The sequence below is a fragment of the Leclercia adecarboxylata genome (assembly GCF_006874705.1).
Lineage (GTDB): Bacteria > Pseudomonadota > Gammaproteobacteria > Enterobacterales > Enterobacteriaceae > Enterobacter > Enterobacter adecarboxylatus_C.
The window spans coordinates 3,725,212-3,737,807 of record NZ_CP035382.1; the positions used below are offsets into that span (position 1 = coordinate 3,725,212).

At 57.9% G+C, this 12,596-nt stretch carries 14 protein-coding genes; 11 read left to right on the forward strand and 3 right to left on the reverse strand.

Features of this window, described 5'->3' with window-relative positions; all coding sequences use genetic code 11:
- The first annotated feature begins 105 nt into the window (after positions 1-105).
- The 6 genes from ES815_RS18725 (at position 106) to spy (ending at position 6,955) form a co-directional block, all read left to right on the forward strand.
- Positions 106-1,326 (forward strand): aspartate aminotransferase family protein, encoded by a 1,221-nt coding sequence (locus ES815_RS18725; RefSeq protein WP_142489156.1) that lies wholly within the window; start codon positions 106-108, stop codon positions 1,324-1,326.
- Positions 1,323-2,357: an arginine N-succinyltransferase gene (gene astA, locus ES815_RS18730; RefSeq protein WP_142489157.1), complete on the forward strand. Its 1,035-nt coding sequence runs from the start codon at positions 1,323-1,325 to the stop codon at positions 2,355-2,357. Before ES815_RS18725 ends, astA begins: the two co-directional genes overlap by 4 nt.
- Positions 2,354-3,841, forward strand: coding sequence for a succinylglutamate-semialdehyde dehydrogenase (gene astD, locus ES815_RS18735; protein ID WP_142489158.1), 1,488 nt, complete (start codon positions 2,354-2,356; stop codon positions 3,839-3,841). Before astA ends, astD begins: the two co-directional genes overlap by 4 nt.
- A complete protein-coding gene (gene astB / locus ES815_RS18740) occupies positions 3,828-5,153 on the forward strand; it encodes an N-succinylarginine dihydrolase (protein WP_142489159.1) in 1,326 nt (441 codons plus the stop codon). The genes astD and astB overlap by 14 nt, the downstream gene beginning before the upstream one ends.
- A 10-nt stretch (positions 5,154-5,163) precedes the next feature.
- On the forward strand, positions 5,164-6,129 hold the full coding sequence (astE, locus tag ES815_RS18745) for a succinylglutamate desuccinylase (RefSeq protein ID WP_142489160.1): 966 nt from the start codon (positions 5,164-5,166) through the stop codon (positions 6,127-6,129).
- Positions 6,130-6,466: 337 nt separating this feature from the next.
- The gene (gene spy, locus ES815_RS18750) at positions 6,467-6,955 is read left to right on the forward strand and encodes an ATP-independent periplasmic protein-refolding chaperone Spy (protein ID WP_142489161.1); all 489 of its coding nucleotides are present in this window, start codon (positions 6,467-6,469) and stop codon (positions 6,953-6,955) included.
- A gap of 34 nt (positions 6,956-6,989) precedes the next feature.
- On the opposite strand, the gene ES815_RS23765 is transcribed toward spy, so the two are convergent.
- Positions 6,990-7,136 carry a hypothetical protein gene (locus ES815_RS23765; protein WP_185902349.1) on the reverse strand — a complete coding sequence of 49 codons (147 nt, stop codon included), beginning with the start codon at positions 7,134-7,136 and terminating at the stop codon, positions 6,990-6,992.
- Positions 7,137-7,253: 117 nt separating this feature from the next.
- Between ES815_RS23765 and ves the strand changes: the two genes are divergently transcribed.
- The gene (ves, locus tag ES815_RS18755) at positions 7,254-7,811 is read left to right on the forward strand and encodes an environmental stress-induced protein Ves (protein WP_142489162.1); all 558 of its coding nucleotides are present in this window, start codon (positions 7,254-7,256) and stop codon (positions 7,809-7,811) included.
- Here ves and cho read toward each other — a convergent pair.
- On the reverse strand, positions 7,780-8,667 hold the full coding sequence (gene cho, locus ES815_RS18760; protein WP_142489163.1) for an excinuclease Cho: 888 nt from the start codon (positions 8,665-8,667) through the stop codon (positions 7,780-7,782). The two genes, ves and cho, sit on opposite strands and share 32 nt — an antisense overlap.
- A gap of 85 nt (positions 8,668-8,752) precedes the next feature.
- The gene (gene nadE / locus ES815_RS18765; protein WP_142489164.1) at positions 8,753-9,580 is read right to left on the reverse strand and encodes an ammonia-dependent NAD(+) synthetase; all 828 of its coding nucleotides are present in this window, start codon (positions 9,578-9,580) and stop codon (positions 8,753-8,755) included.
- A gap of 231 nt (positions 9,581-9,811) precedes the next feature.
- Between nadE and osmE the strand changes: the two genes are divergently transcribed.
- The 4 genes from osmE to chbA all read left to right on the forward strand — a co-directional run bounded on the left by osmE (position 9,812) and on the right by chbA (position 12,587).
- Complete coding sequence (gene osmE / locus ES815_RS18770; protein WP_106993615.1) at positions 9,812-10,153, forward strand: osmotically-inducible lipoprotein OsmE; 342 nt, start codon at positions 9,812-9,814, stop codon at positions 10,151-10,153.
- Between the two features lie 273 nt (positions 10,154-10,426).
- Positions 10,427-10,744 carry a PTS N,N'-diacetylchitobiose transporter subunit IIB gene (gene chbB / locus ES815_RS18775; protein ID WP_142489165.1) on the forward strand — a complete coding sequence of 106 codons (318 nt, stop codon included), beginning with the start codon at positions 10,427-10,429 and terminating at the stop codon, positions 10,742-10,744.
- Between the two features lie 84 nt (positions 10,745-10,828).
- Entirely contained in the window at positions 10,829-12,187 is a 1,359-nt protein-coding gene (gene chbC / locus ES815_RS18780; protein ID WP_142489166.1) for a PTS N,N'-diacetylchitobiose transporter subunit IIC, read from the forward strand.
- A 46-nt stretch (positions 12,188-12,233) separates the two neighbouring features.
- Positions 12,234-12,587 carry a PTS N,N'-diacetylchitobiose transporter subunit IIA gene (chbA, locus tag ES815_RS18785; protein ID WP_142489167.1) on the forward strand — a complete coding sequence of 118 codons (354 nt, stop codon included), beginning with the start codon at positions 12,234-12,236 and terminating at the stop codon, positions 12,585-12,587.
- Positions 12,588-12,596 lie beyond the last annotated feature (9 nt).

Below are 12,596 nucleotides of genomic sequence, written 5' to 3' on the forward strand. Positions count from 1 at the left end.
GCATTTTTATCGCTGGCTGGCACGATCGCTGCAATCTACATTTACAGCGCAAACACTAAAATATTTAACATTTAATCAACCTTTTATTTACCGGATGAGGTCGCTATGTCTCTGTCAATTACGCGTGAAAACTTTGATGAATGGATGATGCCGGTTTACGCCCCGGCGGCTTTTATTCCGGTACGGGGAGAGGGCTCACGCCTGTGGGATCAGCAGGGCAAAGAGTATATCGACTTCGCTGGCGGCATTGCGGTTAACGCCCTGGGCCACGCCCATCCGGCGCTGCGACAGGCGCTGAATGACCAGGCGGCGAAGTTCTGGCATACCGGGAACGGGTACACCAACGAACCGGCGCTGCGCCTGGCGAAAAAACTGATCGACGCCACCTTCGCCGAAAAAGTGTTCTTCTGTAACTCCGGGGCCGAAGCTAACGAAGCGGCGCTGAAGCTGGCGCGTAAATATGCCCACGACAACTTTGGCAGCCAGAAAAGCGGCATCGTTGCTTTCAAAAATGCCTTCCACGGCCGCACCCTTTTTACCGTCAGTGCGGGCGGTCAGCCCTCTTATTCCCAGGACTTTGCTCCGCTGCCGCCGGATATCCGCCACGCGATCTATAACGATCTGCAATCCGCCAGTGAGCTGATCGACGACACCACCTGCGCGGTGATCGTCGAGCCGATGCAGGGCGAGGGCGGTGTGCTGCCTGCGGATAAAGCCTTCCTCCAGGGGCTGCGCGAGCTGTGCGATCGCCACAACGCGGTGCTGATTTTTGATGAAGTTCAGACCGGCGTCGGCCGCACCGGCGAGCTGTATGCCTATATGCATTACGGCGTCACCCCGGACGTGCTCTCCACCGCCAAGGCCCTCGGCGGCGGCTTCCCGGTGGGGGCAATGCTCACCACCGACAAATTCGCCCGGGTGATGACCGTCGGCACCCACGGCACCACCTACGGCGGTAACCCGCTGGCGTCGGCGGTGGCCGGTCAGGTGCTGGATATCATCAACACCCCGGAAGTGCTGGCCGGCGTCAGGCAGCGTCATGAGTGGTTTGTCGAGCGCCTGCAGGCCATTAACGCCAAAACCGGCCTGTTCAAAGAAATTCGCGGTCTGGGGCTGCTGATTGGCTGCGTGCTCACGGAGGAGTTCGCCGGAAAAGCTAAACTTATCTCACAGGAAGCGGCAAAAGCGGGCGTGATGGTGTTGATCGCCGGGGCTAACGTGGTGCGCTTCGCGCCTGCGCTGATCGTCAGCGAGGAAGAAGTGCAGACCGGGTTAGATCGCTTCGCGCTGGCCTGTGAACGTGTGAAGTCCGGGGTGTCATCATGATGGTCATCCGTCCCATTGAGCGCGGTGATTTATCCGCCCTCATGCAGCTTGCCGGTAAGACAGGAGGCGGGTTGACCTCGCTTCCCGTTGATGAAAATACCCTCTCGGCGCGCATTGAGCGCTCGCTGGAGACCTGGCAAGGGACGCTGCCGAAAGGAGAACAGGGCTACGTGTTTGTGCTGGAGGATACCGACAGCGGCACCGTGGCCGGGATCTGCGCCATTGAGGTGGCGGTGGGTCTGAACGATCCCTGGTACAACTACCGTGTCGGCACCCTGGTGCACGCTTCGAAAGAGCTGAACGTCTACAATGCGCTGCCGACGCTGTTCCTCAGCAACGATCACACCGGCAGCAGCGAGCTGTGCACGCTGTTTCTCGATCCGGAATGGCGCAAGGAGGGCAACGGTTATCTGCTCTCCAAATCGCGCTTTCTCTTTATGGCAGCCTTCCGCGACCGCTTTAATGAAAAAGTGGTGGCCGAGATGCGCGGCGTGATCGACGAAACCGGCTTCTCGCCGTTCTGGCAAAGCCTAGGGGAACGCTTCTTCTCGATGGAGTTCAGCAAGGCCGACTATCTCTGCGGTACCGGGCAGAAAGCCTTTATTGCCGAGCTGATGCCAAAACATCCTATCTATACCTATTTCCTCAGCCCCGAAGCGCAGGCCGTGATTGGCCAGGTGCATCCGCAAACCGCCCCGGCGCGCGCGGTACTGGAGAAAGAAGGGTTCCGCTACCGTAACTATGTCGACATCTTTGACGGCGGCCCGACGCTGGAGTGCGACATCGACCGGGTGCGGGCGATCCGTAAAAGCCGTCTGGTAGAGGTGGCCGAAGGCCAGCCTGCGCCGGGCGAGTGGCCCGCCTGCCTGGTGGCCAATGAACAATATGACCAGTTCCGCGCCACGCTGATCCGCGTGGATCCTGACTGTGAACGTCTGGTGCTGACCCCAGCCCAGCTGGATGCCCTGAAATGCCGCGCCGGCGATCGTATTCGCATGGTGCGCCTGTGCCCCGAGGAGAAAACAGCATGAACTTATGGATTAACGGCGACTGGGTGACCGGCGAAGGTGAACCACGCACCAAACACAATCCGGTAGGTCAGGAGGTGTTATGGCAGGGGGCGGACGCCAGCGCCGCGCAGGTTGAGCAGGCGTGCCGTGCGGCGCGCGCCGCCTTCCCGGGCTGGGCGAGGCTGCCGTTCAGCGCCCGTCAGGCTATCGTTGAGAAATTTGCCGCCCTGCTGGAGGCCAACAAACAGGAGCTGACCCGCATCATTGCCAGCGAAACCGGCAAACCGCGCTGGGAAGCGGCGACCGAAATCACCGCGATGATCAACAAAATCGCCATTTCGGTGAAAGCCTACCACACCCGCACCGGCGAGCAGCGTACCGAGATGGCCGACGGCGCCGCCACCCTGCGCCATCGCCCGCACGGCGTGCTGGCGGTGTTCGGCCCCTATAACTTCCCCGGCCATCTGCCGAACGGCCATATCGTGCCCGCGCTGCTGGCGGGTAACGCTGTGATCTTCAAGCCGAGCGAGCTGACGCCGTGGAGCGGGGAGGCGGTCGTCAAACTGTGGGAGCAGGCCGGGCTGCCGCCGGGCGTGCTCAATCTGGTACAGGGCGGGCGCGAAACCGGCCAGGCGCTGAGTGCGCTGGGCGACATTGACGGGCTGCTGTTTACCGGCAGCGCCGGCACCGGCTACCAGCTGCACCGCCAGCTGGCTGGACAGCCGGAAAAAATTCTGGCCCTCGAGATGGGCGGCAACAATGCCCTGATCGTCGACGATCCGGCTGACATCGACGCCGCGGTTCATCTGACCATCCAGTCGGCCTTTATCACCGCCGGACAGCGCTGCACCTGCGCCCGTCGTCTGTTGGTAAAAAGCGGTGCCGAGGGTGACGCCTTCCTTGCCCGTCTGGTGGAGGTGAGTGCACATCTGCTGCCGGGCGTGTGGGATGCCAGCGACCAGCCTTTTATCGGCGGGCTGATCTCCGAACAGGCGGCGAAAAACGTCTATCACGTCTGGCGGGAGCATGTCGCCCGTGGCGGCGAGTCGCTGCTGGATCCGCGTCTGGTGAAGGCGGGCACCTCTTTATTGACGCCGGGCATTGTTGAGATGACCGGGGTGCGCGATGTACCGGACGAAGAGGTCTTCGGTCCGCTGCTCTGCGTCTGGCGCTATGACGATTTCGATCAGGCCATCGCGATGGCTAACACCACGCGCTACGGCCTGTCGTGCGGGCTGATCTCCCCGGATCGCGAGAAGTTCGACCAGCTGCTGCTGGAGGCGCGCGCCGGGATCGTTAACTGGAACAAACCGCTCACCGGCGCGGCCAGTACTGCGCCCTTTGGCGGCGTAGGGGCCTCCGGCAACCACCGCGCCAGCGCCTGGTATGCGGCGGATTACTGTGCCTGGCCGATGGCGAGCCTCGAAACTCCGGCCATTGTCCTGCCGGAGCAGCTGAGTCCGGGCCTCGATTTTACTCGGGAGAAGCGCCATGAAAGCGCGTGAAGTTAACTTTGACGGGCTGGTAGGCCTGACCCACCATTATGCCGGGCTGTCGTTCGGCAATGAGGCCTCCACGAAACACCGTTTTCAGATCTCCAACCCGCAACTGGCGGCAAAGCAGGGGCTGTTAAAGATGAAGGCGCTGGCGGATGCGGGCTTTCCCCAGGCGGTGATCCCGCCTCAGGAGCGGCCTAACGTCGGCGTACTGCGCCAGCTCGGTTTTACCGGCACCGATGAACAGGTGGTGGAGAAGGCAGGCACTCAGATGCCACAGCTGCTCTCTGCTGCCAGTTCGGCCTCCTCGATGTGGGTAGCCAATGCCGCGACCGTGGCGCCGTCGGCGGACACTCTCGACGGCAAAGTGCATCTGACGGTGGCTAACCTCAACAACAAATTCCACCGCGCCAGCGAAGCCGGCACCACCGAAAAGGTGCTGCGCGCTCTTTTTCGCGATGAATCCCGTTTCAGCGTTCATACGGCGCTGCCGCAGGTGGCGATGTTCGGTGACGAAGGGGCGGCCAACCATAACCGCCTCGGCGGCGACTACGGCGAGCCGGGCCTGCAGCTGTTTGTTTACGGTCGGGAAGAGGGGGGCAATGAGGCACCGGCCCGCTACCCGGCACGCCAGACCCTGGCCGCAAGCCAGGCGGTTGCCCGGCTAAACCAGGTCAACCCCGGGCAGCTGATGTTTGCCCAGCAAAACCCGCAGGTGATTGACCAGGGGGTGTTCCATAACGACGTGATTGCCGTATCGAACCGCCAGGTGCTGTTCTGCCATGAGCAGGCGTTTGTGCATCAGGCCGCGCTGCTGGAGGCCCTGCGCGAGCGGGTGCCCGGCTTTATGCCCATCGAAGTGCCGACTGAGGCGGTCTCGGTGCAGGACGCGGTCGCGACCTATCTTTTTAACAGCCAGCTGTTGAGCCGGGACGACGGCAGCATGATGCTGGTCCTGCCGCAGGAGTCGCAGGATCACCCGGGCGTCTGGCGTTATCTGAGTGGTCTGGTGGCGGAGGATAACCCTATCAGCGAGCTGCGGGTATTCGATCTGCGCGAGAGCATGGCTAACGGCGGTGGCCCGGCCTGTCTGCGCCTGCGCGTGGTACTGACTCCCGAGGAGCAGCGGGCGGTCAACCCGGCGGTAATGATGAACGAGACCCTGTTCAATACCCTCAATGACTGGGTGGACCGCTACTACCGCGATCGCCTGACCCAGGCTGACCTGGTGGATCCGCAGCTGCTGCGCGAAGGGCGCGAGGCGCTGGATGCTCTGACCCAAATTTTGCAGCTCGGGTCTGTCTACCCGTTCCAGCAATAAAGGAGGCGTGATGGACAACTTTCTGGCGCTGACGATGGCCGATGAAATGCCTCCCCACCACGAAGGCAGAGGGGCATCGTTTCACTGGCGCTGGCTGGCACGCGGGGTGTTGGAGCTGACGCCGGAGGTCGCAAGCACGGGCTCCCTGGTGCTCTCGGCCGGGATCCACGGCAATGAAACCGCGCCGGTGGAAATTGTCGACCTGCTGGTGCGGGCGCTGTTTCGCGGCGAACTGACGCTGCGCTGCCGCCTGCTGGTCATCTACGGTAACCCCCCGGCGCTGAGGGCCGGCAAGCGCTATCTGACCTGCGATATCAATCGTCTGTTCAGCGGGCGCGGGGCGCAGTTTCCGACCTGCGACGAGACCGCGCGGGCGACCCTGCTGGAGGATCTGGTGACAGGATTTTACCAGCAGGCGGGGGACGATCGCTGGCATCTGGATCTGCATACTGCCATCCGCGCCTCTTATCATGAGCGTTTCGGCGTGCTGCCCCAGCGCAGTCAACCCTGGGATGAAGCCTTTATTCAGTGGCTTGGAGATGCCGGGCTGGAGGCGCTGGTCTTTCATCAGGCGCCGGGCGGCACCTTCACCCATTTCAGCTGCGAACGTTTTGGTGCCCTGGCCTGTACCCTGGAGCTGGGCAAGGCGCTGCCTTTCGGCCATAACGATCTGACTCGCTTTGCCACTACCCATCAGGCGCTGTATGCCTTGCTGAGCGGCGAGGCGCCAGGGCAGCATGCTGATCCTGTCCAGCAGTATCGGGTGGTGCAGCAGATCACCCGCCGCAGCGAAGCTTTTGTGCTGCACATGGCGGCGCATACCCTGAACTTTACCCCGTTCCGCCAGGGCAGTTTGCTGGCAGAGGATGGCGAGGAACGCTATGAAGTACACCACTCGACGGAGTATGTTCTGTTCCCTAATCCTGCCGTGGCCTTCGGTTTACGAGCCGGGCTGATGCTGGAAAAAATTAACTGAAACCCTCTGGCCCCATCAGCATAACGCGGTGGGGTTGTTTATTTTCCCAGCCATTTCATTTAGCTGCCGTTTTATTACAGATTATTCCTGGCTGTTTGCTTTATTATTAATCTTTCTCCCGGTATACTCCTTCACAATCTCTTTAAAATCAGACAGATGAATATTTTTGTTTCAACTCTCCACGCTTTATCCTTATTTCCTCCATATTTGGCGATAATTTGTTTTTTACACTTTCATTGTTTTACCCTTGCTCTGATTAATTGACGATAAACCCCGTAAAGTGAATCTCGTCAACACGGCATAGCGCCGAAGAATAACTGAAAGGAAGGACAAAATTATGCGTAAATTAACTGCACTGTTTGTTGCCTCTACCCTGGCTCTGGGCGCTACCAGCGCGGCGTTCGCCGCAGATACCGCCACCACGACGGCAGCACCGACCGAAAGCAAAATGATGCATCACAAAGGTAAGCCGGGTATGCATCACGACATGATGTTTAAAGACCTGAACCTGACGGATGCGCAGAAAACGCAGATCCGCGACATCATGAAAAGCCAGCGTGACCAGATGAAACGTCCGCCGGTAGAAGAGCGCCGCGCAATGCATGACATCATTGCCAGCGACAGCTTCGATAAAGCGAAAGCCCAGGCGCAGGTCGATAAGATGGCCGAGCAGAACAAAGCCCGCATGCTGGCGCATATGGAAACCCAGAACAAGATTTACAACATCCTGACCCCGGAACAGAAAAAACAGTTCGATGCGAATTTTGAGAAGCGTCTGACAGAACGTTCCGCGCCGGAAGGTAAAATGACCCCACCAGCCGAATAATCGGTTCAGCCATTCAAGACCGCCGGAGTCCTGTTCACCCAAGCGAATACGCTGTGGACAGGTCCGGCGGTTTTTTCTTTTCTCCCCCCTCTTGCCAGCCGCCGCCATCCCGGTATTCTCCTGTTATCGCTTTGCAGAATGTGATTGAAATTTCTGGCGTTACGGATTTTTTCGTCGTCATGCTAAGGCCGTTGTGCACATCTGCCGATACTACCCAGTGATGACCTAACGATAACAATCAAAATGCGACCGCCCTGCGCGGGTTGCTCTGGCGCGTATTGCGCCATTCGGAGTGGTGATGGAATTCTTTGATATCCGCAAAATGCCGATCAGCCTCTGGCGCAACGGGGCCGGTGAGACGCGCGAAATATGTTGTTTTCCCCCCGCAACCCGGGAATTTAACTGGCGTGCCAGTATTGCCTCCCTGGCCAGTAACGGTGACTTTTCCGTCTCACCCGGCGTCGATCGGGTGATCACCCTGCTGGAGGGGGGAGAGGTCCATCTGGATGGCGGAAAGGCGTTTACTCACACGCTGCAGCGTCATCAGCCCTTCAGCTTTGCCGGCGACCTGCCGGTAAAGGCGCAGCTGCTGGAAGGACAGATGTCGATGGATTTCAACATCATGACCCGCCGGGATCGCTGTCGGGCAAAGGTGCGCGTGGCGGACCGCACCTTCACCACCTTTGCCTCACGCGGCGGGGTGGTGTTTGTGCTGAGCGGCGCCTGGCAGCTGGGGGAGAAGCTGCTCACCGCCGATCAGGGCGCATGGTGGCATGAGGGCGACCATACGCTGCGGCTGCTGAAGGAAGAGGGAACCCTGCTGTTCAGCGAGATTTTCTGGCTTCCGGGACACTGAGCGGAATGATCTCGTAGTTGCCGGTCAGCAAGGGCTTGCAGAGAATTTTATACCCATCCTGATCGAAACCTGCGGGCGTGCGCAGCAGGTCCGCCGCCTCGTCCAGACTGTCGACCGCTCCCAGCCAGAGCCAGTTATGGATGATATGGTAGTGGGTCATGTCCGGGCGCGACTCTTTCAGCGCCACGGCGCTGTCCCACGGCCAGCAGGTGACGCCAATCGCCTGCAATCCCTCGACTAAACGCTGCTGATGATCCTCAACGCTCTCTTTCCCGCAGCACGCTCCCGCGCAGCGCTTCAGAGCGGAACGGAAGCAGGCCCGCCCGCGGCTTAGCGACTCCAGCCCCAGCAGGCCGTAACAGAGCTGGCGCTCATCGGCCAGCGTCTGCAGGGTTTGCAGCGCCGCACGGCGGTTGGCGAAGAGGCCAAACAGATTCGGCGTGTGTGAAAAATCGACCTCACGGGCGTACACGATCTGCGGTTTACCCTCGGTGATTTGCAGGGAGCAGAGCTGGCGATTGCGGCGCAGCCGTTTATTGAACAGCGGTTGCTGCTCCTTAATCAAGCGCGCCTCAAGCAGCAGAGCGCCCAGCTCACCCGCGGTCTGGATCCAGGTGATACGTCGGGACTGGCGCAGCATGGCGGCCTCGTCCGGGGTACGCAGATGTGACAGCACCCGGCTGCGAATATTGACGCTTTTACCGATATAAAGGGGCATGGCATCGCTGTCGCCATGGAAGAAGTAGACGCCAGGCTGCTTGGGCAGTGCCTCAAGCCACGGGCGCAGATGTTCGGGATATTCATAGATAGCTGCCGCTTCGAATTCAAGCCGCGGTGCCGATTGACGCCTGCTCACAACTTACTCCTGATACTGTTCAGGCATACAGTGTAGCAGCTGTGGTGTGGTTAAAAAAGAGGCGGCAGATGCCGCCCCGTCATAATTATTGTTTCCAGAAGTCGTCGAATACCGTGATCGGCGGGCGACGTTTGTGTTCGGTCTTCAGATACCAGCCTTCAATAATACGGGCGGTGCCTTCATCCAGCGTCTTGCCTTCCAGATAATCGTCAATGTTTTCATAGGTCACGCCCAGCGCGGCTTCATCCGGCAGGGAAGGGCGATCGTCTTCCAGATCCGCGGTAGGGGCTTTTTTGTAAAGATGCTCCGGGCAGCCCAGCGCGGCCAGCAGCTGTTTGCCCTGGCGCTTGTTGAGACGGAACAGCGGGTTAATGTCGGTGCCGCCGTCGCCATATTTGGTGAAGAAACCGGTCAGCGCTTCGGCCGCATGGTCAGTGCCCACCACCACGCCGCTGGTCATCCCGGCGATGCTGTATTGGGCTTTCATGCGCTCGCGGGCCTTTTCATTGCCGCGCACGAAGTCGCTCAGCTCAATACCCGCGTCGCGCAATGCCTTTTCGCTGGCCAGCACCGCTTCTTTAATGTTTACGGTCAGGACGCGATCCGCCTGAATGAATTCGAGGGCATCCTGGCAATCCTGCTCGTCAAACTGCACGCCGAAGGGCAGGCGCACCGCGATAAACTGCAGGGATTCATTACCCGTTTCGGCGCGCAGTTCGCTGATCGCCATCTGGGCGAGCTTCCCGGCGAGGGTGGAGTCCTGACCGCCGCTGATGCCCAGCACCAGCGTCTTCAGAAACGGGAATCGGGTTAAATAGGATTTCAAAAAATCGACGCTACGGCGGATCTCTTCTTCCGCATTGATGGTGGGTTTGGCACCCAGCGCCTGGATAATTTCTTGTTGCAGAGCCATTTAGCCCCTCCGTTACACAAATTTGCCTGATGAATGTTCTGTTAAAGCTAACTCGTCATGCGGAAAACGACAAGGATCACACATTTGAATTGGGCGAACCAGGCCGATTTAGCAGCTTATGCGTGCTTTACAGGAATTTTCCGAAAAAACTTTGCCGTCACGCTTAAGGTTGAAAAATGTGATTTTCTATTCCAGGCTTACATAACACGCTGATAAACAAGAGGACGGAATATGAACAAGAATTTAGCAGGAATGTTAGGCGCAGCGGCTGTAATGACTTTGCTGGCAGGGTGTACCGCGTATGACCGTACGACGGACCAGTTTAAAGAGCCCGTCGTAAAAGACGTTAAAAAAGGGATGAGCCGTGCACAGGTACAGCAGCTTGCCGGTAAGCCGTCATCAGAGGTGACGATGATCCACGCGCGTGGTACCTGCCAGACCTACATCCTGGGTCAACGTGATGGTAAAACAGAAACTTACTTTGTGGCCCTCGACGATACTGGCCACGTGATTAACTCCGGCTACCAGACCTGTGCGGAATACGATACCGATCCGCAGGCGCCTAAGGCCTGATAACGCCTTTTCCTGAGCAAAGAGACAAACCGGCCGCATGGCCGGTTTTTTTACGTCTCTACACATCTTAATTCTCACCGCGAATTATTTACCTAAAATGTGAAGGTGGTCATAACGACAGGTCAAGGAGAGACAATTGTAGTCTCTTTCGAATTATCCCTGGGAAATCAGTTGCCGTATACTCCATCCATCAGATACGCCAGCGAGGGAATCCGGTCGGTCAAGGCGGGGATATCGCGGCGAAAGCGGTGAGCATATAAGAGGGAAATTGCTATGGAAAAGAAACATATCTATCTGTTTTGCTCGGCGGGCATGTCAACGTCACTGCTGGTGTCAAAGATGCGCGCGCAGGCAGAGAAGTACGAAGTACCGGTTGTGATTGAAGCCTTCCCGGAAACGCTGGCAGGCGAGAAAGGGACCCAGGCGGATGTGGTGCTGTTAGGGCCGCAAATTGCCTATATGTTGCCGGAGATTCAACGTCTGTTACCGAATAAACCGGTTGAAGTGATCGACTCTGCGCTGTACGGCAAAGTAGATGGTTTGGGTGTTCTTAAAGCTGCTGTAGCAGCGATTAAAAAAGCTGCTAATTAATTTAATTTTTTATTTTCCCCGTCAAAGAGCAATTTCACACACACTTACGCCGCAATATTATTGCGGCATTTAAGGGCATTTTCTATGAGTAGATTTATTGCTGCGCTTGAAAAGGTACTCCTTCCTTTTGCAGTTAAAATAGGAAAGCAACCGCATGTCAACGCCATTAAAAACGGCTTTATTAAAGTAATGCCGTTAACCCTGGCCGGGGCCATGTTCGTTTTAATTAACAACGTTTTTCTTAGCTTCGGTGATGGTTCATTTTTCTATTCATTAGGTGTTCGTTTAGATCCCTCAACTATTGAAACGTTAAATGGTTTCAAGGCCATCGGCGGCAATGTGTACAACGGTACGCTGGGTATTATGTCGCTGATGGCGCCTTTCTTTATTGGGATGGCGTTGGCAGAAGAGCGTAAAGTCGACTCGCTGGCCGCCGGTTTATTATCCGTCGCTGCCTTTATGACCGTGACCCCATACAGCGTCGGTGAAGCGTACGCGGTAGGGGCCAACTGGCTGGGCGGGGCAAACATCATTTCCGGTATCGTGATCGGCCTGGTCGTGGCGGAAATGTTTACCTTTATTATTCGTCGCAACTGGGTGATTCGTTTACCTGACAGCGTGCCGGCGTCGGTGTCCCGCTCCTTCTCGGCGCTGATCCCAGGCTTTATTATTCTCTCCATCATGGGGACCATCGCCTGGGCGCTCTCTCACTGGGGCACCAACTTCCACCAGATCATTATGGATACCATCTCCACACCGCTGGCCTCTATGGGTGGTGTCGTGGGCTGGGCTTACGTGATTTTCACCTCCCTGCTGTGGTTCTTCGGTGTTCACGGCTCTCTGGCGCTGGCTGCGCTGGACAGCGGCATCATGACCCCATGGGCGCTGGAAAACGTGGCGCTTTATCAGCAGTACGGCTCCGTTGATGCGGCGCTGGCGGCGGGTAAAACCTTCCACGTGTGGGCCAAACCGATGCTCGACTCCTATATCTTCCTGGGCGGTACCGGGGCGACGCTGGGCCTGATCATCGCGGTCTTTATCACCTCCCGTCGTGCGGATCACCGTCAGGTGGCGAAGCTGGCACTGCCATCAGGCATCTTCCAGATTAACGAGCCTATCCTCTTCGGTCTGCCGATTATTATGAACCCGGTGATGTTCATTCCGTTCATCCTGGTACAACCGCTGCTGGCCGCCATAACTCTGACTGCCTACTACCTGGGGATAATCCCGCCGGTAACCAACATTGCGCCATGGACTATGCCAGCGGGCCTGGGTGCCTTCTTTAACACCAACGGCAGCGTAGCGGCCTTCCTGCTGGCGATATTTAACCTTGGTGTGGCAACCCTGCTCTACATGCCGTTCGTCGCCATCGCCAATAAGGCTCAGACCACCATTGATGAAGAAGAGAGCGAAGAAGAGATCGCCCTCGCACTGAAATTCTGATGTCGTATGACGCGGGGCAACCCGCGTCAGTACAGGAGAACCCGAGATGTTTGATTTAGAAAATGTTGTTGCAGAAGCAGAAGAAGTAGCAGAGAACGACCTTGAAGAAGTGGTGATGGGGCTTATCATCAACTCTGGTCAGGCGCGTAGCCTGGCGTACGGCGCACTGAAAAAAGCCAAGCAGGGCGATTTCGATACCGCCAAAGAGATGATGGCCCAGTCCCGCACCGCGCTGAATGAAGCGCACCTGGTGCAAACAAAACTGATCGAAAGCGATCAGGGTGAAGGTAAGATGAAGGTCAGCCTGGTGCTGGTACATGCCCAGGACCATCTGATGACCTCCATGCTGGCACGTGAGCTGGTGGCGGAACTCATCGAACTTCACGAGAAAATGCAGTAAGTCAGACTG

Bases quoted from the DNA above. Each gene is read 5' to 3' on its own strand.
- ES815_RS18725 (WP_142489156.1), top strand. From the start codon at position 106: ATGTCTCTGTCAATTACGCGTGAAAACTTTGATGAATGGATGATGCCG.
- astA (WP_142489157.1), top strand. From the start codon at position 1,323: ATGATGGTCATCCGTCCCATTGAGCGCGGTGATTTATCCGCCCTCATG.
- astD (WP_142489158.1), top strand. From the start codon at position 2,354: ATGAACTTATGGATTAACGGCGACTGGGTGACCGGCGAAGGTGAACCA.
- astB (WP_142489159.1), top strand. From the start codon at position 3,828: ATGAAAGCGCGTGAAGTTAACTTTGACGGGCTGGTAGGCCTGACCCAC.
- astE (WP_142489160.1), top strand. From the start codon at position 5,164: ATGGACAACTTTCTGGCGCTGACGATGGCCGATGAAATGCCTCCCCAC.
- spy (WP_142489161.1), top strand. From the start codon at position 6,467: ATGCGTAAATTAACTGCACTGTTTGTTGCCTCTACCCTGGCTCTGGGC.
- ES815_RS23765 (WP_185902349.1), bottom strand. From the start codon at position 7,136: ATGACGACGAAAAAATCCGTAACGCCAGAAATTTCAATCACATTCTGC.
- ves (WP_142489162.1), top strand. From the start codon at position 7,254: ATGGAATTCTTTGATATCCGCAAAATGCCGATCAGCCTCTGGCGCAAC.
- nadE (WP_142489164.1), bottom strand. From the start codon at position 9,580: ATGGCTCTGCAACAAGAAATTATCCAGGCGCTGGGTGCCAAACCCACC.
- osmE (WP_106993615.1), top strand. From the start codon at position 9,812: ATGAACAAGAATTTAGCAGGAATGTTAGGCGCAGCGGCTGTAATGACT.
- chbB (WP_142489165.1), top strand. From the start codon at position 10,427: ATGGAAAAGAAACATATCTATCTGTTTTGCTCGGCGGGCATGTCAACG.
- chbC (WP_142489166.1), top strand. From the start codon at position 10,829: ATGAGTAGATTTATTGCTGCGCTTGAAAAGGTACTCCTTCCTTTTGCA.
- chbA (WP_142489167.1), top strand. From the start codon at position 12,234: ATGTTTGATTTAGAAAATGTTGTTGCAGAAGCAGAAGAAGTAGCAGAG.